We start from the raw sequence: 20,425 nt of genomic DNA, 5'->3' as shown, positions 1-20,425 counted from the left end.
GTCGTGCGACCTATCCAGAATCGGTCGATAGCAGCCTTAGGGAAGCTTGATGCACCTTAGCCATCGACTTTTTTTGCGATAGTTGCTCGAGCAGCATCCAGCTCTTCTGCCAGTTCGTTCGCCTCTAGTGATCTCTTCTCCAGAGCATCAGCCAGCTCATTAATGTTGTGCTGCAAAGTGCTGACCTGATCCAGCAACACCTGTTTGCCACCCTCGCCTTGCGCGACCAGGGTTTTGAGCGAGTTTATTTCACCCGTCTGGCGCTCCTTGACCAATTCCTGATCCAGATACGCCTTCTGCTGCTGGCGAGCTTCCGTCAGTAAACGCTCGTTATCCCGATTCAACTGAGTCAGCTCATCCTGTTTGATGATCAGCGTTTGCTGCAGATGACGCAGCTCCATCTGGACCTGTTGCAACTGCCCTTCATGGCGGCGTTGTTCCTGCTCGCGCTGCTCCTTGATCGCTCCACGGTAGTGCTCTAGCGCATCACGTGCGTGCAGGTGTTTCTCCTCCAGCGAACGAATCTGCTCGTCCTTGTCCTTCATCCGCGCTTCAAGATCCAGATTGGACTGACTCAGCCGGGCATTGCGGGTTTGTTCGGCCTGTAATGTCGTACGGCAGGTCTGCAGTTCAGCTGACTCCGTATCCAGGGCGCTGCGCTGGATATCGAGCTGCTGCTGGAGCTGTCGCAGTGCATCTTGACTGGCCTGAAGCTGTTCGAGTAACTCGCTTTTCTCGACCCGCGAAGCCGCCAGTGCCTGTTCAATCTGCTCCTCGCCCTCCTCTGCCAGGCGCTGCGCGACCCGCGCCACCAACTCGTTCAATTCGTCGCTCAGCCCCTGTTGAGGCGCTTTTCGGCGCTGATCAAGCTCATCCAGCTCCTTCAGATAGCGATGAATTGTGGTTTTCGAGCCGGTATTTCCAAGCTCAACCCGTACGGCATCAATGCTCGGATTCTCTCCGCGAGCCAGCAGCGCCTCGCGTGCTTTCTGCACGATTGCCTTGTTTACGCCGCCACGGGCCATTTTGTACTCCTACGATTTCGTACCGTTTTACATACCATGTATTTACGTTCTATTTTCGTGTGAAGTAAAGGCCTATAAAACCGTAGTCATCTGATAAAGTAATTGAGCGTTATCACATCAGATAAGTAAAAATCGTCTTTTCCACGGCCGGAAAAGGTACGTTCGCGGGGGGATGGGTCGAGATGAGCAAGGTTGATCGCTACCTGCAGGCGGGCACCCGGGAAAACACCCGGCGCAGCTACCGCGCCGCAGTGGAGCACTTCGAAGTGACCTGGGGCGGGTTCCTGCCCGCGACCGGGGACAGCATCGTGCGCTACCTGGCGGAATACGCTGACCAGCACACCGTCAGCACGCTCAAGCAGCGTCTGGCCGCCCTCGCCCAATGGCACATCACCCAGGGCTTTCCCGATCCGACCAAGACACCGGCCGTGCGGCAGATGATCAAGGGCATTCGTGCCTTGCACCCGGCCCGGGAAAAACAGGCGGCTCCCCTGCTCCTGCAGCACCTGGAACACGCTGTTCAGTGGCTGGAACGAGAGGCGGAACAGGCCGCCGCGCGGCACGACCTGACGGGGATGTTGCGCAGTCGGCGGGATATTGCGTTGATGCTGATCGGGTTCTGGCGGGGTTTTCGCGGCGATGAATTATCGCGAATACAGGTGGAGCACACCCAGGCGCAAACAGGGGTGGGCATCACCTTCTATCTGCCGCACAGCAAAGGCGATCGTCAGCACTTGGGAACGACCTTCCGCACGCCCGCCTTGAAGAAGCTCTGCCCCGTCCAGGCTTATGTGAACTGGATTACCGTCGCTGGCATTGCGCGAGGGCCGGTCTTCAGAAAGCTCGATCGCTGGGGGCATCTGGCGGAGGATGGCCTGAATGCCAACAGCCTGATCCCTTTGCTGCGTCGAATGTTTAGCCGAGCAGGCGTGCCCGGCGAGCTGTACACCAGCCACTCATTGCGTCGAGGGTTTGCGACCTGGGCTACCGCTAATGGCTGGGATGTCAAAGCGCTGATGACGTACGTCGGCTGGAAGGACATGAAATCGGCCATGCGCTATATCGACACGGCCGATTCATTTGGGGAATTGGCCATGGAGCATTCGCCCTCTCCTTCGCCAATGCCTCGAAAACATTCCAGTGCTCTTGCCGGAAAGCTCTAGGAAGTGGCATTAATTCAGGTTGCCTGATAACCGCTCAACAGCTGAGCTCACTCCTGCCTGACAATATCGACCGAGATCTCCACCGCCGCAATCGTTCCTCTGTTCTCAAGCCAGTGTGTGGTGTTCCTGTCCTCGGGCCAGCCCACTCCGGGTCCATAGTCCGTGGCGACTCCATTTCGATGGTCAGTGATCGTGCCTTGCAGAATGTAGACGATGCCAGGTCGGTCTTTATGGTTGTGAACCGGCCCGAAGACGCCTCCAGGCTCGATGGTCACCATACGCATTCTAAGCTGACGCCCTGCCATGCCCTCGATCTCAGGACCCAGGTCAACGGTGGCAAGTAACTTCACCGCCACACCTTTCGTCACGGGTGCTACCTGTTCGCGACTCATCGTGTTCTCCTCTCTGTGCAGACAGGGACTAACTGGAAGTAGGCCCCCAAAAGGTTAACCGGGTATCCTATCGTAACGCTTCGGGCCATAACTTTGCTGATGCCGTTAGCTGTATTCGCCTTACCCCAACCCAACAGCACGAACACTGGATTCTTACACGATGGATGCATCTACTCTTTTCCTCTACATCATTACGGTAAGCGTGGTCATGATGACGCCGGGACCCTCAATGCTCCTGGCGCTGAGTAATGGTGCCTCTAAAGGTATGCGGGTGGCGTCCTTTGGCATGGCAGGCGCGGCATTGTCGGATCTTATATTGATTGGTGCGGTGGGCTGCGGTCTGGGCGCCTTGCTTCAAGCCTCTGAGCAGTTGTTCATCCTGGTGAAATGGGTAGGTGCCGCCTATCTGCTCTATCTGGCATGGGTACTCTGGCACGCGCCGACACGGGCGCTCTCCGAGGCGTACACGCCGAGCGCGGCAACCGGGAGGTCGGCCTTCCTGCGAGCACTCCTGGTTGGCTTGTCCAATCCCAAGGGTTTGTTGTTCTTTGCGGCCTTTCTACCGCAGTTCATCCGCCCCTCTGAACCCGTCGCCCAGCAGTACGTGCTCCTTGCCATAACCAGTGCCTTGGTCGACTGCGTGATGATGAGCATGTACGCGTTTGGTGGACGGCTTGCCATGCGCCGGTTTTCCTCGCAAGTCATGCAGTGGATCAACCGCAGCTGTGCCGGAATGCTGGCTCTACTCGCGCTGGGCCTGACCTTGTACCGGCGCAACCCGTCGCATTGATGTTCAAGTGAGCGCGTGTCCGACTGCTTCATGGCCACGCGCAACGATCTCCTGATCCCCTTACTTCACCATGCCGAGCTGTTGCAGCAGGGTCAGGTTATCTTCGAGGTGCCAGTTCTCGGCGATACGACCCTCGACGACGCGGTAGATGTCCGTCGCGATGAAGTCGATCGTCTGCCCTGTGCCCTGAACGCCCTTGAACTGGCCGGTAAAGTGACCGGTGAAACGCAAATGCGCGATGACCCGGTCGCCGACCACCATCATCTGTTCCACTTCGCACTGGATATCAGGAATCGCCGCGTGCATGGTTTTCGATGCCGCGATCGGTCCGGTAATGCCTTGGGGGCGACCTGGCGGCAGTGTCGAATCCTTGAAGTCGGGTGCCAGGGCGGCGCGAGCGAGCGCTTCGTCGCCGGTGGTCCAGAACGTGCCGTAACGGCGTGCGGCCAGGATCTGCGCGTCGGCCTGCGCCTTCGCAAGGCTATGGTCGACGATCACCGTGCGGGGCTGGACGAGCGGATCGGTCGCGGCGAAGACGGGGCTTACCGCGATGGCGACCAGGGAAGAGAGCAACCAGCAACGTGCGTGGGTCAGGCGTGCAACGGGGAAAAGTGACATCAGGAGTCTCCAATCGTTGATTGATGTCGCCATTCTGAGCAGTTCCAGCTAATTTGATAATTGACGTACTATTTGAATCACTTTCAAAAAATATCGAAATATCATGGACTACCTGGGCGACATCCGGCTGTTTGTCGAAGCAGCCAATCTGGGCGGTTTGTCGGCCGCTGGTCGCAAACTCGGACTATCCCCCGCTGCCGCCAGTGCGCGCCTGGTCAAGCTCGAGTCGGTGTTGCATACGCGTCTGTTCGAGCGCACGACACGCCACCTGCGCTTGACGGATGAGGGGCTGGCGTATTTGGCCTATTGTCAGCAGGCACTCCAGGCACTCGACGATGGCCATGCCTTTCTACAGGCTGGGAAAAGCGTCGTGGGAGGCAAGGTGCGAATTTCCGCAACCTCGGATTTCGGTCGCAATGTGCTGAAGGATTGGCTTGACCAGTTCAACACCCAATACCCCGAGGTGAAGTTCGCGTTGGTGCTGTCGGATTCGCTGTCGCATTTGTTGCAAGACGATATTGATCTCGCCATCCGATTCGGTGTGCCGCCGGACAGTTCCTTCGTTGCCCGTCCCCTGGCACCCAACCGGCGCGTGTTGTGCGCGTCGCCCGACTATCTGGCAAAGCACGGCGCCCCCGAACACCCACGGGATCTGGAGCGTTTCGACTGTATTGTCCTCAACTCTGTCACCGGGCCAGCGAACGACTGGCGCTTCACCCGCAATGGCAAAGTTGAAAACTATGCGGTCCCGCTCGCAAACGCTCGCGAGACGAATGACGGCGCGGTCGCCCGAGAATGGGCGGTCCACGGTTACGGCATTGCGATGAAATCGCTGTGGGATATTGGCCCAGACCTGCGAGCAGGACGCTTGAAGATCCTGTTGCCGGAGTGGCGAACTGCGGAGGCGCCGGTACATGCCGTGTATCAACGCAACCGGTACATGGCGCCTCGCGTACGTGCCCTTCTGGATTTTCTGGTCGAGCGCTTTGCAGAAGAATCCAGCCACCTGGAAGACTACTTGAGCTGACAGCTAAGCCAGATCAAGAACCTTCAAAAGGACTGCAAAGAGGATGTACAGCAACACCATCGATGCCAATAGCCAGCGCGAGATGATGCCCTTTCGGAAAGCGAAGAACATGATGCCCACACCTATCAGGGTGATGATTGCCGCCAGAACCAGCGACGTATCCAGCGCCCAAGGCGTAAAGAACAGCCCGAATGCAGTGGGCACTGTGGCTTGAATCATCATGGCGCCGCTGATGTTGGCCAAGGCGAGTCGGTGTTTACCCTGGCGTACCCAAATGATCGCATTCAGCGTTTCAGGCAGTTCGGTAGCAATTGGGCTGAGCAACAGCGCCAGCAATTGAGGATGAATACCCAGCATGGGGCCCAAGGCATCGAGTTGTCCGACAAAGAAGTGAGAGGCCGCAAAGATAACCGCTAATGCAATAAGCGTTTGAATCACCGCCGCCGAGGTCGACGGAGTCGCTTTGCCTGGCGCAAGTTTCAGGGGCTCGAGTTCATACTCTTCTTCATCCTGCTCACCGCGCATTTCCTTCCAGAAATACGCCGCATAGGCCGCCAGGAAAAGAATACCCAACCAAGGTTTGTAGGCAAACACGACAAGACCGAGCGCAATCTTCGCAACAAAAATGACGAGGAACCATCCTTGATCACGGCTGAGTCGCTTGAAGTCCTGACGGATGGCCTCGGTATTCGCCAGGCGCTGACGACACAGCAAGAGTGTTACACCGACTACCGCATAGGCGATCGTCGCCAGGACCAGAGGTCCGCCAAGTGCAGCACCGACGCCGAGGGATTTCTGCTCTGGCGTGTCACCAAACACAACGGCAATAAACGTGATGACGCTTTCCGGTAATGCCGTACCAAAGGCCGCCAGAATGGACCCCGTGGCTTGTTGCCCGACCGCAAGTTTGCGACCGACCCACTCGATGCCATTAACGAAGTATTCACAAGCCAGATAGATGACAACCGCGGAGCCCAACAGCAACGCAAACGTCATGGGCATTGAATGCATGAGGAAACCTGAGGGGCCGGACACAAGAGCCAATGGTTCAGACACCCGCGTCCGACCCACAGACAGGTATCTTCACCAATGGTCTTGCCAAGTCATATGACCGGTCACGCCATGGCTTGCGAGCCAAGTATGTTGACGTGACCCCTTCCGGAAACGAAGGCGGCTACTCCCCAAGGGAGCGGCGATCCTAAAGATCAGGTACTAATGCGTCAACGGCTTAGTTGCGAGTCTTCAAACTCTGAACCTCATTATTTTTCTGCAAACTCATATATAGCTAGAGCGTGCGGCACTTTAAACGTTTGGTGCAAGTATTTGTAACATGCTATGTCTTGAAAAACCTTCAGCATCACTTTCTGAATGAACGCTGAACACTATCCATCGAGTGGGTTACAGCAAAAGCAATCCCTATTATTCTTGTTTCTGAAGTAATCCTTCAGGGGGTATCAAATACCCTTTAATGGCAATTGTTATTCAGGAGGTCATTAAACAGCAGCAAACTCATACCGGCGCTGCCCGACTCCAGATCGGCATCGCCCTGGTTTATTTAATGTTGCAGTATCTCGTTCGGCGAGGCTCCTGTACAAACACAGGTCACTGATCTGACGACGTCGAGAGACGCCCAAGGTTAAGACAGGCTCTATCGGATTAAGGTTTAGCCCAAGTGACTTCCGGCCAACATGGCCCGGATACGTTGTACAGTGCCAAAACCTAGACGTGGAGATCGCTTTCTGCACTCTCTTCTCTGGTTTACGCCCCTGTGTGAGATCTGTTTGTGGTCAAAACAGCTATGGGGACTACCTCAAATGTCAATGGCAAGCGCTACCCCTTCCACCTTCAAGGACATCCGCCTGAAAGACACAGTAGTGTCTTACATGAGCCCTCTGCTCATTACCGTGACCGGCAACATGACGGTTATCCAGGCCAGGGAACATCTGCTCAAGCAACTGCCGGACGATGATATTCCGGCCCACATCTTTGTCACCGACCCGCGCAGCGCTTTGCATGGCCAGCTGTCGGTGAAAACACTGCTCACCGAGAAAAACACCGATCTTTGCGTCCGTGATCTGATGCTGCCCATCCGCTTTTCGGTTTCGCCGAATCAGCTCCGGCACGATGTTGCGCCCGAGCTGATCGAGAAAGGCGTGGACATCGTTCCCGTGGTCAGCGAAGGCCGGTTATTGGGCGTGCTGTATGAAAAAGAAATCGCCGCGCTGATTCAGGACGAAGGCACCGACGACGCTCAACGCCAGGGTGCCAGCCTGCCGCTGGAAACGCCCTACCTCAGCACCAGCCCGTGGAGTTTGTGGAAAAAGCGCTTACCGTGGCTACTGCTGCTGTTTCTCGCCGAAGCCTATACCAGCACCATCTTGCAAGTATTTGAAGAGCAGCTCGAAGCCGCCATTGCCCTGGCCTTCTTCATTCCCCTGCTGATCGGCACTGGCGGCAACAGCGGCACCCAGATCACCTCCACGCTGGTACGGGCCATGGCCCTGGGCGAAGTCAGCCTGCGCAATGTCGGCACGGTGCTGCGCAAGGAAGTGACCACTTCCTTCATGATCGCGCTGGCCATCGGTGTCGTGGCCTGGATTCGGGCATGGATGCTCGGAGTGGGATCGGAGATCGCCATGGTGGTCTGCCTGACGCTGGTCGCCATCACCATCTGGAGCGCCGTTGTCTCATCGATCATCCCGATGCTGTTAAGAAAACTGCGCATCGATCCGGCAGTGGTCTCTGCCCCCTTCATCGCGACCTTTATCGACGGTACCGGCCTGGTCATCTATTTCAACATCGCCAAACTGGTGATGACCGACCTGCCGGCTTAAGGCACTCACCAGACAGCCCCGAATCGCCAGATGCCGGGGCCGTCTTGTTTGTAAAAAAATGGCGGAAGGCAGCAGGAGTCGAACCTGCCCAGGAACGGCTGCCGTCCCCAACCGGGTTTGAAGCCCGGCCGCGCCACCGGACGCGATTGCCTTCCTTGAAATCAGCCCTCGGGTCGCTGTGCCAGGGCATTCTCCGCACGGATGCAACGCTGGTCGCCAAGCCTGCGAGTCAAGCCGATCCGGTCGAAGAACTCGAGTATCTGGATGCTGCGCTTGCGGCCGATCCCTACCCTGTCGCGAAACGCCGCCACCTGAATCAACGAATGGTTGTCGACCAGTTGCAACAGCATAGCCGCCAGTTGGTGCACCGACGCGTCGAGGTAAAACAAGTCACGGACGACCTGGTGAACCAGCCCTAATCTCGCCATTTTGCGCAGCAGCAAGCGCACTGCAGCTTCGTCACAGCCAATGGCGCTGGCCAGGTTGCGCACCCAGGGGGGATCGAAGCCAGCTTGTTCGAACAATGGCTGCAACTGCTGCCACATGGCCTCGTCTTCTTCACTCAGTCGCACTTGGTGTTCGGGTAAGTGCAACCACGGCCCACTGACGGCAATGGCGCCGCTGGACAGCAGTTCGTCGAGCAGGCTGATGAACGTCGGTCGATCCAGCGACATGGCCGAAAACCGCCGCAAGCGATCCCGGTCCGGGCCCAGCTCATCCGGTTCAAGTTGATGAAAGTGTGCCAGGTGCTCCAGCAACGAAACTTTCAGCGCCTCCCAGCGTTCGGTGTTGAACAATAGCGGACCTTGGCGGGTAGCAATGACACGGACATCTGCCGGCAAATGCCAGGTGCTGCGCAGGCGATTGAACTGCCGCTCCAGGCGCAGTGGGTCAAGCCCTGCGTCACTATTGGCAAGCAGCACTGGCAGTATTTGCTCCAGGCTTTCGCCAGTGGCCAGCGCTTGCAACTGCATCAGCCTGACCGGAACGCGACGTTGGCGGGCTGGTGCAAACGGATCGAGCACCCGTCCTCCGCCGAGGGTGCGCCGTGCACTCTGGTCGCGCAGGACCAAACGGTCGCCATGCACGGCCTGCAACGGCGCGTTCAGCAACAGTTGCGCGAACATCCGCACGCCCGGCTCCAGGCGTGTGCCCTCCAGCAAGGTGACCCGGGCGGTGACATCCTGAGTGCCCAGATGCACGTGCACCGGGCTGAAATGTTCGAAGGCGCGTGGTTCGCTGGTCAGCAACTGCATCTCGATGTCCAGGCGCTGCGTGGGTGCGAACAGCCACTCGGCCAGCAGCCAGTCACCGCGATGGATCTGTTCCAGGGCCAGGCGTTCGGCACTCAGGTTCAACGCCACCCGCTGCCCGGCCCACGCCTCGACGACCACATGATTCTGCGCATGCAAATTCCGCACTCGCACAGGCTTGCCTGTCTGGCCCAGCAGGAGTGTGTCGCCCACCCTCACCTGCCCGGCCAGCGCTGTGCCGGTGACCACAATACCGGCGCCGGCGACGCTGAAAGCGCGGTCGATTGCCAGACGGAATCCTCCGCTGGCGCTACGCTGCCGGACCTCATGCTGGGCGGTCAACAATGCTTGGCGCAGGGCTTTAACGCCCTCCCCGGTCAGGCTCGACACGGCGAACTGCGGCGCGCCGCAATACGGCCCCGGCGCTAGCAACGCGGCGACCTGGGCGTGTACCGACTGCACCTGTGCCGGCTCGACCCGGTCGATTTTACTGATCACCACTAGCGCCTTTGGAATCCCCAGCAGTTCGACAATCGCCAAGTGCTCGCGGGTCTGGGGCATGACCCCGTCATCGGCGGCCACTACCAGCAACACCAGATCAATGCCCTGAGCGCCGGCGAGCATGTTGTGGATGAAGCGCTCATGCCCCGGCACGTCGATAAAACCGGTCATCTCTGCCCCAGGCTCCAGCGGCGCATAAAGGAAGCCCAGGTCGATGGTGATACCGCGTTCGCGTTCTTCCCGGTGGCGATCGCCGGCCTGTCCTGTCAGGGCTTTGAGCAAGGCCGTTTTGCCGTGGTCAATGTGTCCAGCGGTGCCGACGATCACCTTGCCTCCCCCACTCCTTGCAGCAGCTCGAGTTGAGCGAGCCAGGTCGCTTCGTCGTCGAGTTGGCGCAGGTCCAGCCACAGCGCATCGTCGTCGATGCGACCGAGCACCGGAATGGGCAAGGCTCGAAAAGCCGCTTCCAGGCCATGCAGTTGCCGACCACGCAAGCGTTTCGACACCTGCGGACGCAGACACAAGGCGGCGCTTGGCAAGCGCGCAATCGGTTGGCTGCCACTGCCGATCATGCCCAGCGCCGGCAGCGCGCTAACCGCCCATCCGGCGCCCAGTACGCGCGCCAGCAGCGGACACAGGCGTTCGGCCTGAGCGAGGATGTCCGCTTGCGGTCGGGTGAGCAGGCGCAGGCTGGGCAAGCGCTCGGCCAATCGGTCGGGATCACGGTACAACCCCAACACGGCTTCGAGGGCGGCCAGGGTCAATTTGTCTACGCGCAAGGCCCGCTTGAGCGGGTTCTTCTTGATTCGGGCGATCAGTTCCTTGCGACCGACGATCAATCCCGCCTGAGGACCACCGAGCAACTTGTCACCGCTGAAGGTGACGATATCGGCCCCGTCGACCAGCGCCTGGCGCACTGTCGGTTCGGCGGGCAGGCCCCAACGGGTCAAGTCCAGCAGACTGCCGCTGCCCAGATCTTCCAGCAATGGCAGCCCGTGCCGGTGGGCCAGTTGCGCCAGTTCGGCGGTCGGTACCTGTGCCGTAAAGCCTTGAATGCTGTAATTGCTCGCGTGTACGCGCATCAACAAGCCGCTGCGTGGGCCGATGGCGGCTTCGTAGTCGCGGGGATGGGTGCGGTTGGTGGTGCCGACTTCATGCAGTCTGACCCCGGCCCGCGCCATGATGTCGGGAATGCGGAATGCCCCGCCGATTTCGATCAGTTCGCCACGGGAGATGATCCCCTCTTTGCGCGCTCCCAGACTGTTGAGCGCGAGCAACACGGCGGCTGCGTTGTTGTTGACCACCGTCACCGCCTCGGCACCGGTCAGCTCGCGTATCAGGCCTTCGATCAGATCATCACGATCACCGCGCTTGCCACTTGCCAGGTCGAATTCCAGATTCAGCGGATAACGGGCAGCCTGTTGCACCGCCTCGATCGCTTCCTCCGGCAGCAATGCCCGACCGAGGTTGGTATGCAGTACCGTGCCGGTAAGGTTGAACACTCGCCGTACCCGACTGCGGTACTGATTTGCCAGGCGTTCACCAGCCCTCCCCGCCAATACCTGAGCCGTGAGCTCTAGGGCATCAAGCTGACCCAATTGAACCGGTTCACGCACATCGTCAAGCAACTGTCGCAGAGTCGCGAGCAAGGCATCGCGGCCATAACGTTCAGCCAGCGGCTGGCAGGCGGCGTTGCGCAACAGGCTATCGATGGAAGGTAAACGCGCGGGGACGCTGGCAAGTTTTGCGGGCATCAAGGGGGCTCCCTGAAACGGTTGGCCGTCGCGGGAGTGGAATGAAACAGGCTCCGGTCCCGGAAACCTGAGTGTAGCCGCTGAGATCAATCTCCCCCTGGCGCCAGCATCAGGTTCGGTGCCAGACGCTGGTAGCCGTCCAGGTCCAGGCGCATGTCCAGCATCAAGCTGGCGAGGTCCGCCGACAGCGCTTCGGCGTCAGCGTCGTTTTCCAGGTACAGCAGTTTCAGGTAACTGTTGCAGCCGGGGCAGATTTCAGCCCGCAGTGGCGCCTGGTTGGCCGTATGCCGATCATCCTCGAAACTGACGTATTTGAGTCCTTTGCTTTGTTCGCAGTAGACGCATTTGACCCGCACCACATGCCATTCGCAGGCACACAGCGAACACACCAGGTAACGCAACCCGTTGTATTTTCCCCGTTGGTGAATCACCCCGGCCATGGCCGGCGAACCGCAGGCCGGGCATTGGCCAAGGCTCGCGCAAGGCTTCAGTTCACTAACCGGCATGCCGAGCAGCCAGTGGCTCCATGCCGCCTGCAAAGCCGCGCCGAGAAACGGCACCAGCGCCGCTGGAAGCCCTGCATACTGGCCGCTGAGCAAGGCAATTGCCCAGACCTTGCGCTGTCCGACACTGGCGGTGTTCAAGGTGGCCACGGCACTTTTCACTGCCGAACGCGGCGGTGCCTGGTAACGCCGCAGCAGGGTTTCCAGGTACGGCAGCCAGCCGTCTTCGCGCACCAGACTGTCGGCGGCCAGCGGCGGCAAGCCATGTTCCTGGCATAACAACAGGCGCTCAGGATTCGGGGCCGGGGCCAGCGGTGGCTCGTCCAACAGGCTTTGCTGGACGTAACACAGGTCGGCGACCAGCCGCAGGAAATCGGCCAGCGGATGCCCATTGGCCAATCGCTCCAGGCGCATCGCACGCAAGGTGTACAGGTTGGGCGGCGGCAGGCGCAGGAACGGCGGTGTGCTCGCCGCCGCCTCGATTTGTCCGGGCTCGAGTATCGTGCTCAAGGCATCATCCTTTCTTGCTTATCTGGCTGTCAGGGTTCTCGTCGTGTGTCACCTCGCGGTACCAGAGCGCATGATGTTTCTTCGCCCAGGCACGGCTGACCCCGCCATGCAGCATTGCGCTGACCGAGCCCTTGATCCAGAGGCCGGCGTAGATGTGCACGATAATACTCAGCACCAGCACGAAAGCTGCCAGCGCATGCAACAGCATCGCGAGGCGAATCGAGGTGATGCCGAAGTACTGGCTGAAATAGGCCCGCCAGATCACCACACCGCTCAGCAGCAATATCAGCATGCAGGCCAGCAAGGTCCAGAACAGCAGCTTCTGCCCGGGGTTGTACTTGCCGATGGGCGGTACGCCTTCCTCCTCATTGCGCATCACCCGGTTGACCCGTTTGAGCCACAGGCGGTCGTTGGCAATAAAGACATTGGCCCGCCAGAAGCTGATCACCAGCCCCAGGAAAAACACGAACATCAGCACGCCCATGAAGGGGTGCAGGATGCGCGTCCATGGCCCGCCGCCAAACAACTCGCTGAGCCAGAACAGCGACGGGTGGAACAGTGCCAGACCCGACAGGGCCGCCATGAAAAACAGAATCGCCACCAGCCAGTGATTGGTGCGTTCGTTGGCGTTGTAGCGCAGGATCGTTTTGTCTTTCATGGTCGCCTGTCCTCCTGCGATCCTGGCGTGTTCGGGTCATAGACATGCACCGTCGGGTCGACTTCATGCACGCTGGAATCCTTGCCGGGCGGGTGTTCGTCTTCCTCGACGCGCTGCGGGCCGATGCGCACGTAATGGAAGAAACCCGCCAGCACTGCAGCGCCCATGGCCAACAACGCCAGTGGTTTGCTCACGCCTTTCCACAGCCCGACCAATGGGCTGATGACCGGCTGGTTCGGCAAGCCGGCGTACAGCGATGGCTGGTCGGCGTGGTGCAGGACGTACATCACATGCGTGCCGCCGACGCCGGCGGGATCGTACAGGCCGGCGTTGTCGAAGCCCCGTGACTTGAGGTCGACGATGCGCTCGGCGGCGTGTTCTTTCATGTCCTCCTTGCTGCCGAACACGATGGCGCCGGTCGGACAGGTCTTGACGCACGCCGGTTCCAGCCCGACCGCCACCCGGTCCGAACACAGCGTGCACTTGTAGGCCTTGTGGTCTTTGCGCGAAATGCGCGGAATGTTGAAGGGGCATCCGGTGATGCAATAACCGCAGCCGATGCAATGGTCCTGGTCGAAATCGACGATGCCGTTGGCGTGCTTGATGATCGCCCCGGGACTTGGGCAGGCCGCGAGGCAGCCAGGTTCAGCGCAGTGCATGCAACCGTCCTTGCGGATCAGCCATTCGAGGTTGCCGGCGTCGGTTTCGTGCTCGGTGAAGCGCATCAGGGTCCAGGTCTCGGCGCTGAGATCCTGCGGGTTGTCGTAGGTTCCATGGTTGTGGCCGACCTCGTCGCGCAATTCATTCCATTCCGAACAGGCGACCTGGCAGGCCTTGCAACCGATGCACTTGGTGGTATCGATGAGTTTGGCGACTTCCTCCTGTTGACGTACCGAGGGCGGCAAGGTGGTGGTGGCCGAACGGGCAATGATGTCTTGGTTGGCCATCAGATTTTCTCCACATTGACCAGGAACGACTTGGATTCCGGGGTCTGTGTATTGCCGTCACCGAGGAACGGCACCAGGGTGTTTGTCAGGTAGCCATGCCGGGTTGCCCCGGTGAACCCCCAGTGCAACGGAATGCCGATATGGTGCACGGTCTGGTTGTTGACCTGCAGCGGACGAATCCGCTTGGTCACCACCGCCACCGCCTCGATATGCCCGCGTTTGGAGCTGACCCTTACCCGGTCGCCCGGGGCAATCCCCTTCTCCTTGGCCAGGGCTTCACCAATCTCGACGAACTGCTCGGGCTGGGTGATGGCATTGATCGGGCAATGCTTGGTCCAGAAGTGGAAGTGCTCGGTGAGCCGGTAGCTCGTGGCGGCATAGGGGAAATCCTTCGCCGTCCCGAGCGAGTCCCAGACCGAATCGAAGATGCGCCCGGCCGGGTTGCTGGTCGCCTTCTTGTTGGTGGGGTGCAGCGGGTTGATGCCGATAGGCGTTTCGAACGGTTCGTAATGTTCCGGGAAAGGCCCTTCGTTCATCTTGTCGAGAGCGAAGAAACGCGCCACCCCTTCGGGGTTCATGATGAACGGGTTCATGCCTGCTTCCGGCGGTACGTCGGCCTTGTAGTCAGGCACATCGGTGCCGCCCCAGGACTTGCCGTTCCACCACACCAGGCGCTTTTTCGGATCCCAGGGTTGGCCTTTCGGATCGGCTGAGGCGCGGTTGTAGAGAATGCGCCGGTTCATCGGCCAGGCCCAGGCCCATCCCAGATTCTGCTTCATCCCGAAAGGGTCGCTGTTGTCGCGGCGAGCCATCTGGTTGCCCTGCTCGGTCCAGCTGCCGCAGAAGATCCAGCAGCCCGACGCCGTGCTGCCGTCGTCCTTGAGCTGGCCAAAACCGGATAGCTGCTGCCCGGCCTTGAGCGTCGCGCCCGTGGCGTCAGTGACATCGGCAACCGCGTAGCCGTTGAACTCCTTGGCAATCTCTTCCGGTGTCGGATCGTCAGGCACCTTGTAGGGCCAGCTGAGCTTGAGAATCGGCTCGGCGAAGGCGCCGCCATTGGCCTGGTAGCGCTGACGCAAACGGATGAACAGCTCGCTCATGATCTTGATGTCGGTGCGTGCTTGTCCCGGGCCATTGGCGCCCTTCCAGTGCCATTGCAGCCAACGGCCGCTGTTGACCAGCGAGCCGTCTTCTTCAGCGAAGCAGGTGGTGGGCAGGCGGATGACTTCGGTCTGGATGCCGGCCGTTTCGACATCGTTGTAAGGCCCGACATTGCGCCAGAATTCCGAGGTCTCGGTGGCGAGGGGGTCCATCACCACCAGCCACTTGAGTTTGGCCAGCGCGGCCATCACCCGGTTCTTGTCAGGTAAGGCGGCGATAGGATTGAAGCCCTGGCAGACGTAGCCGTTGACCTGCCCGCTGGACATCATGTCGAACACTTTGAGGATGTCGTAACCGGGGATATCGAGCTTCGGCAGCCAGTCGTAGCCCCAGTGGTTCTCGGCAGTAGCGTTGGCGCCGTACCAGGCCTTCATCAGGCTGACGTGGAACTTGCCGTAGTTCTGCCAGTAGGACAATTGCCCCGGCCGCAATGGTTTGAGCGCACGCTTGGCAATGTAGGCGTCGTAGTCCTGTTCGGCATCGCCCGGCAAGGTCAAGTAGCCGGGCAGCAGGTTCGACAGCAACCCAAGGTCGGTCAGGCCCTGGATGTTGGAATGCCCGCGCAGGGCATTGACGCCCCCGCCCGGCATGCCGACGTTGCCCAACAGCAACTGCACCATGGCTGCGCTGCGAATCATCTGCGAGCCCGTCGAATGCTGGGTCCAGCCCAGCGCGTAGAGAATCGTCATGGTCTTGCCCGGTTGCGAGCAAGTGGCGATCTCTTCCCAGATCTTTTGCAGGGCATCTTGCGGCATGCCGCAGATCTGGCTGGTCAGCTCCAGGGTGTAGCGGCTGTAATGCTGCTTCATCAGTTGGTAGACGCAACGCGGGTGCATCAGGGACGGGTCGACTTTGGCGAAACCGTCCTCGCCGATTTCATAGCCCCAGCTCGACTTGTCGCTGTAGGTACGCTTGGTCGCGTCGTAGCCGGTAAACAGCCCGTCCTCGAATCCATAGCTGTCCTTGACGATGAACGCCACGTCCGTATAGGCGTGCACGTACTCGTGCTGGATCTTGTTTTCAGTGAGCAAATAGTTGATCAGACCGCCCATGAAGGCGATGTCGGTGCCGGTGCGGATCGGTGCGTAATAGTCGGCCACCGAGGCGGTACGGGTGAAACGCGGGTCGACCACGATCAATCGCGCCTGGTTGTGCGCTTTGGCTTCGGTCACCCATTTAAAGCCACAGGGGTGGGCTTCAGCGGCATTGCCGCCCATGACCAGGACCAGATTCGCGTTGGCGATATCGGTCCAGTGGTTGGTCATCGCACCTCGGCCATACGTTGGGGCAAGACTTGCCACCGTCGGGCCATGTCAGACACGTGCCTGGTTATCGAACCCCAGCATGCCCAGACTGCGAACGACCTTGTGGGTCATGTAGCCGGCTTCGTTGGAGGACGCCGAAGCGGCGAGAAAACCCGTCGTCAGCCAACGGTTGACCGTTTGGCCCTTGGCATTCTTCTCGATGAAGTTGGCGTCACGGTCGGCCTTCATCAGGTCGGCGATGCGATCCAGCGCTTCATCCCACGACACCCGCGTCCACTCCTTGCTGCCCGGCTTGCGTACCTGCGGATATTGCAGCCGGCTGGGGCTATGGACAAAGTCCAGCAGGCCTGCGCCTTTGGGGCACAGCGTGCCGCGATTGACCGGGTGGTCGGCATCCCCTTCGATGTGGATGATGCTCTGATTGACGTTCTTGGCCGCATCGCCCTGGCTGTACATGATCAAGCCGCAACCCACCGAACAGTAGGGGCAGGTATTGCGGGTTTCATGGGTATGGGCCAGCTTGAAGTGGCGGACTTGCTCGGCGAAGGCTGGCGCGGGTGCCATACCCAGCGCGGCCAGGCTGGAGCCTCCAAGGCCGATAGCGGCGACCTTGAAGAACTGACGACGGTTGAGGTCCATCGTGCGCTCCTGATCAGGTGGAGTTACCCGGAACGTGCCCGGGAAATCTTGGACGAACACGGTGACTGAACGACGGCCGCCGACACTTGAAACTATAGTCAAGATTGCACCGGATGTAGCGAAACCCGGTCGTCGGCGGTGTACTCAGAGCTCCGGCGCGTCATTGCCTCTTTTCCCGATCACATCATCCACCCAGCTCATCGCTGCAATGACTGTCGGGAAGCCGATCGTGCTGGTCAAGGCGATCAGTGCGTGATGGATCTCCTCAGTCGTCGCCCCGGCTGCAAGTGCCCGTCGGGTATGACTGTGCACTGCGCCTTCCGAGCGGATTGCCGCCGCGGCACCGAGCTGAATCAGTTGGACGGTTTTCTCTTCCAGCGGCCCAGCATGATGCACCGCTGTACCCAGGGCCTCCAAGGCACTGAAGTAATCAGGATATAGATGCTTGAGACGTTGGTACGTGTACGGGTTGTGGCTGTTCTTGTTGTCCATCGTTGTCTCCTCGCGTTGACGGTTTGATTCAATTCTGGCTCTTCACTTCAGGCAGCGCTCTACAAGCTCCTCGGCGCTGGTGACCGGGGGTTCGCACGTGCGGTTTCGGCAGACATAGGCGCTGGTTTGCCCCGCGAGCGGATGCCGACCCGCGCCGATGGGCACATCCTCGGCAAAGGCCAGGACGCGTGCCGGCAGGTAGCGGCGCTGCAGCTTCGCGACCAAGGTGCTGGCGGCGGAACGCTCGCCGGCAACGACGATGCTGATCGGGCCACGTTGCATCCAGTCCTGCGCCGCCAGCAGATGGGCGAAACCGAAGGGATTCTGCGCGGCTGCGGCGCGGTACATCGCCAAGACCTGCTCGGCACGCTCGTGGTAAAGCTCGCGGCCGGTCAGTTCAAAAAGTCTCAGGAAAGCCAACACGCAGGCCGAAGTTCCTGACGGCCAGGCACTGTCGTGCGGTGCCCGAGGCCTGTGCACCAGCGGCTCGCCATCGCTGGGCGTGAAGTAAAGTCCGTCCTCCCAGAACTTGGCCAGGATCACCTCGACCAGTTGCGTGGCGCGTTCGACATAGCGTTTATCGAAGTCGCACTCGTAGAGATCGATCAAGGCGTTGGCGAGGAAGGCGTAGTCTTCGAGGAAGCCTGGAACCTTCGCCGTGCCCTCCCGCCAGGCCCGGTAAAGTCCACCTTCAGGCGTCGAGAGTCGGTCCAGAATGAAGTCGGCGGCGCGCCTCGCGGCGTCCAGATACGTTGTGGTTCCGGTCGCTTGGTATGCCGCGCAGAGCCCCTGGACCATTAACGCGTTCCAGCTGGTGAGGATGTTCTCGTCGCGCCCCGGACGAATACGCTGGGCACGCGCCAGCAATAACCTGCCACGCAGGCCCTTGAGCTCTAGTTCCTGCACCGCGTCCAGTGCGACTGCGCGGTGCAGCACCGTGCTGCCATGCTCGAAGTTGCCGTTGGCGGTTACGCCGTAAGCCCGGCAGGCCAGCGCGGCATCCGGCTCGCCGAGCGCAGCCTGCACTTGAGCGAGTGTCCACACGTAGAACTTGCCCTCTTCACCCTCGCTGTCAGCGTCTTCACTGGCGTAGAAACCGCCGTCAGGGTGAGTCATGTCACGCAGGATGTAGTCGATGGTTTCCTCGAACACACGCCGCCAGGCAGGCTTGCCGGTCTCGCGGTAGGCATCGGCATAGAGCTTCACGAGCTGGCCGTTGTCGTAGAGCATCTTTTCGAAATGAGGGACGGCCCAGCGTTCATCCACACAATAGCGAGCAAAACCGCCGCCGAGGTGATCATAGAGCCCGCTGGCGGCCATGCGATCAAGGGTCAACTCTACCGAATGCAGCAAATCCGGCTCGTGCAGACGCTGATAAAGACGCAGGACCAGATCATGGCAGGCCGGGTTGGGAAATTTCGGAGCGTTGCCCAGGCCGCCGTTCACCGGGTCGGTGTTTCGGGCAAACAACCGGGCAGCGGCAGCCGGCTGGTCAGGCTCCAGCGGTGTATCGCCCTCCAGCATTGATGCGTCCAGCTTGCGGTACCCCTGAAGGAACTGCTTGACGTTCTGTTGCAGCGCCGCGCGGTTGTTCTGCCAGGCATCGCTCAGACCGAGCAGCAGCTGAGTGAAGCCCGGCCGACCATAACCGTCGTCTGGCGGAAAGTAGGTGCCGCCGAAGAACGGCTCGCGCTCGGCAGTCAGGAACACCGTTAACGGCCAGCCACCACCCTGCCCCATCATCTGCACGACTTGTTGATAGATGTCGTCGAGATCAGGCCGTTCCTGGCGGTCGACTTTGATATTGATGAAGCGCTCGTTCATCAGGCGCGCGGTCTCGGGGTTCTCGAACGACTCGTGGGCCATCACATGACACCAGTGGCAGGCGGCGTAACCCAGCGACAGGTGGATGGGCTTGTCCTCGTCGCGCGCGCGGCGGAACGCTTCCTCGCCCCACGGATACCAATCGACGGGGTTCTCTGCGTGCTGACGCAGATAGGGCGAAGTCTCTTTGGCGAGTCGATTGCTCATGGCTGGCTCCTCACGCCGGGTTCCTCAGAACAGCCCCAACTGCAAGCGCGCCGCCTCGGACATGCGGCTTTGATCCCATGGCGGGTCCCAAACGATCTCGACTTCGACCTCGCTGACCCCAGGGATGCTCTGGACCTTGGTGTACGCCTCTTCTTTGAGTACGTCGCCCATTCCGCAACCGGGCGCGGTCATGGACATCTTGATCTCGACTCGCTGGCCGCCGTCGGCGAGCAAACGGGTTTCACACTGATAGATCAGCCCGAGATCGACCACATTGACCGGGATCTCCGGGTCGTAGACGGTGCGCAGCATGTCGAACACTTGCTGGACGTCGAACCCGCCACCGCTCGCCTGGGGCTGCTCCTGCCGCTGAGCATCCCGCCCCAACGCATCGGCGTCAGCGGCGGCGATCCGTGCCAGCCGGCCCCTGGAGATTTGCACCGTGAAGCTGCCACCGAGCGCCTGGGTTACCACCACTCGCTCGCCACGGCCCAGTTGCAGTCGCTCCCCGCCCGGAATCAGGGTCACTGCGCAATCGCGCGTGAGTTCGATCGGTTGCAGGTAGCCCGGTTTATTCGGGTTATCGAAATGGAAGCCGGCGCCATGCAGGTCATACGTAAAATCGACGGACAAGCCATCCGCGCGCTCTGCGCTCGCGGGATCGAGCAACAGCTTGATGCCGTCTGCCTCAACCGTGATATCGCCTTCGGCAGCGCGTTCGAAGAAAAACTCATGCGCGAAATGCTCGTCGATCCTGAGCCGCACTCCGCGCACATGCCCGTCCGCCAGGGCATCGAGCAAGACTTTGCGTGCCGGTTCGCGCAGGTGAATACGCGGGATTGATAATGTGGCTGCCATGGCT

The 20,425-nt window shown here is 60.2% G+C and carries 17 protein-coding genes, 1 tRNA gene and 2 riboswitches; of the genes, 4 read left to right on the top strand and 14 right to left on the bottom strand.

Annotation, left to right across the window (positions count from 1 at the left end; all coding sequences use genetic code 11):
- Window positions 1-56: 56 nt before the first annotated feature.
- Entirely contained in the window at window positions 57-1,025 is a 969-nt protein-coding gene (locus AABM55_RS14985) for a DNA-binding protein (RefSeq protein WP_347926716.1), read from the bottom strand.
- A gap of 182 nt (window positions 1,026-1,207) precedes the next feature.
- On the opposite strand from AABM55_RS14985, the gene AABM55_RS14980 reads away from it, so the two are divergent.
- Window positions 1,208-2,188, top strand: coding sequence for a site-specific integrase (locus tag AABM55_RS14980; protein WP_347926714.1), 981 nt, complete (start codon window positions 1,208-1,210; stop codon window positions 2,186-2,188).
- Between the two features lie 47 nt (window positions 2,189-2,235).
- Here the strand turns inward: AABM55_RS14980 and AABM55_RS14975 are convergent, their stop codons facing one another.
- Window positions 2,236-2,580, bottom strand: coding sequence for a cupin domain-containing protein (locus AABM55_RS14975; protein ID WP_347926712.1), 345 nt, complete (start codon window positions 2,578-2,580; stop codon window positions 2,236-2,238).
- A gap of 160 nt (window positions 2,581-2,740) precedes the next feature.
- Between AABM55_RS14975 and AABM55_RS14970 the strand changes: the two genes are divergently transcribed.
- Window positions 2,741-3,370 (top strand): LysE family translocator, encoded by a 630-nt coding sequence (locus AABM55_RS14970; RefSeq protein ID WP_347926710.1) that lies wholly within the window; start codon window positions 2,741-2,743, stop codon window positions 3,368-3,370.
- Window positions 3,371-3,430: 60 nt separating this feature from the next.
- Here AABM55_RS14970 and AABM55_RS14965 read toward each other — a convergent pair whose 3' ends face one another.
- On the bottom strand, window positions 3,431-3,988 hold the full coding sequence (locus tag AABM55_RS14965) for an ester cyclase (RefSeq protein WP_347926708.1): 558 nt from the start codon (window positions 3,986-3,988) through the stop codon (window positions 3,431-3,433).
- A gap of 103 nt (window positions 3,989-4,091) precedes the next feature.
- On the opposite strand from AABM55_RS14965, the gene AABM55_RS14960 reads away from it, so the two are divergent.
- Complete coding sequence (locus AABM55_RS14960) at window positions 4,092-5,015, top strand: LysR family transcriptional regulator (RefSeq protein ID WP_347926707.1); 924 nt, start codon at window positions 4,092-4,094, stop codon at window positions 5,013-5,015.
- Window positions 5,016-5,018: 3 nt separating this feature from the next.
- Here AABM55_RS14960 and AABM55_RS14955 read toward each other — a convergent pair whose 3' ends face one another.
- Window positions 5,019-6,026 (bottom strand): sodium:calcium antiporter, encoded by a 1,008-nt coding sequence (locus AABM55_RS14955; RefSeq protein WP_347926705.1) that lies wholly within the window; start codon window positions 6,024-6,026, stop codon window positions 5,019-5,021.
- A gap of 18 nt (window positions 6,027-6,044) precedes the next feature.
- Window positions 6,045-6,203, bottom strand: a riboswitch (yybP-ykoY riboswitch).
- 375 nt (window positions 6,204-6,578) lie between these two features.
- Window positions 6,579-6,753: riboswitch (M-box (ykoK) riboswitch) on the top strand.
- 145 nt (window positions 6,754-6,898) lie between these two features.
- Here AABM55_RS14955 and AABM55_RS14950 point away from each other — a divergent pair.
- Window positions 6,899-7,849 carry a magnesium transporter gene (locus AABM55_RS14950; RefSeq protein WP_203226132.1) on the top strand — a complete coding sequence of 317 codons (951 nt, stop codon included), beginning with the start codon at window positions 6,899-6,901 and terminating at the stop codon, window positions 7,847-7,849.
- A gap of 59 nt (window positions 7,850-7,908) precedes the next feature.
- Here the strand turns inward: AABM55_RS14950 and AABM55_RS14945 are convergent.
- From AABM55_RS14945 to sufT, 10 genes are all read right to left on the bottom strand, one after another.
- A tRNA-Sec gene (locus AABM55_RS14945) sits at window positions 7,909-8,004 on the bottom strand.
- Window positions 8,005-8,010: 6 nt separating this feature from the next.
- The gene (gene selB, locus AABM55_RS14940) at window positions 8,011-9,930 is read right to left on the bottom strand and encodes a selenocysteine-specific translation elongation factor (RefSeq protein WP_347926703.1); all 1,920 of its coding nucleotides are present in this window, start codon (window positions 9,928-9,930) and stop codon (window positions 8,011-8,013) included.
- On the bottom strand, window positions 9,927-11,357 hold the full coding sequence (gene selA, locus AABM55_RS14935; RefSeq protein ID WP_347926701.1) for an L-seryl-tRNA(Sec) selenium transferase: 1,431 nt from the start codon (window positions 11,355-11,357) through the stop codon (window positions 9,927-9,929). The genes selB and selA overlap by 4 nt, the downstream gene beginning before the upstream one ends.
- Window positions 11,358-11,443: 86 nt before the next feature.
- Window positions 11,444-12,370 carry a formate dehydrogenase accessory protein FdhE gene (gene fdhE, locus AABM55_RS14930; protein ID WP_347926699.1) on the bottom strand — a complete coding sequence of 309 codons (927 nt, stop codon included), beginning with the start codon at window positions 12,368-12,370 and terminating at the stop codon, window positions 11,444-11,446.
- Window positions 12,371-12,374: 4 nt separating this feature from the next.
- Window positions 12,375-13,028, bottom strand: a complete 654-nt coding sequence (locus AABM55_RS14925; RefSeq protein WP_054597365.1) for a formate dehydrogenase subunit gamma — start codon at window positions 13,026-13,028, stop codon at window positions 12,375-12,377.
- Window positions 13,025-13,975 carry a formate dehydrogenase subunit beta gene (gene fdxH / locus AABM55_RS14920; RefSeq protein WP_054597364.1) on the bottom strand — a complete coding sequence of 317 codons (951 nt, stop codon included), beginning with the start codon at window positions 13,973-13,975 and terminating at the stop codon, window positions 13,025-13,027. Before fdxH ends, AABM55_RS14925 begins: the two co-directional genes overlap by 4 nt.
- A complete protein-coding gene (gene fdnG / locus AABM55_RS14915) occupies window positions 13,975-17,040 on the bottom strand; it encodes a formate dehydrogenase-N subunit alpha (protein ID WP_347926696.1) in 3,066 nt (1,021 codons plus the stop codon). Before fdnG ends, fdxH begins: the two co-directional genes overlap by 1 nt.
- A gap of 144 nt (window positions 17,041-17,184) precedes the next feature.
- Complete coding sequence (locus tag AABM55_RS14910; protein ID WP_054597361.1) at window positions 17,185-17,532, bottom strand: carboxymuconolactone decarboxylase family protein; 348 nt, start codon at window positions 17,530-17,532, stop codon at window positions 17,185-17,187.
- A 42-nt stretch (window positions 17,533-17,574) separates the two neighbouring features.
- Entirely contained in the window at window positions 17,575-19,563 is a 1,989-nt protein-coding gene (locus AABM55_RS14905; protein WP_347926694.1) for a thioredoxin domain-containing protein, read from the bottom strand.
- 24 nt (window positions 19,564-19,587) lie between these two features.
- Window positions 19,588-20,421, bottom strand: a complete 834-nt coding sequence (gene sufT / locus AABM55_RS14900) for a putative Fe-S cluster assembly protein SufT (protein ID WP_347926693.1) — start codon at window positions 20,419-20,421, stop codon at window positions 19,588-19,590.
- Between the last annotated feature and the right edge of the window lie 4 nt (window positions 20,422-20,425).

Origin of the sequence: Pseudomonas helvetica (assembly GCF_039908645.1) — a bacterium.
GTDB lineage: Bacteria > Pseudomonadota > Gammaproteobacteria > Pseudomonadales > Pseudomonadaceae > Aquipseudomonas > Aquipseudomonas helvetica.
This window is presented reverse-complemented; position numbering and strand designations above follow the sequence as displayed.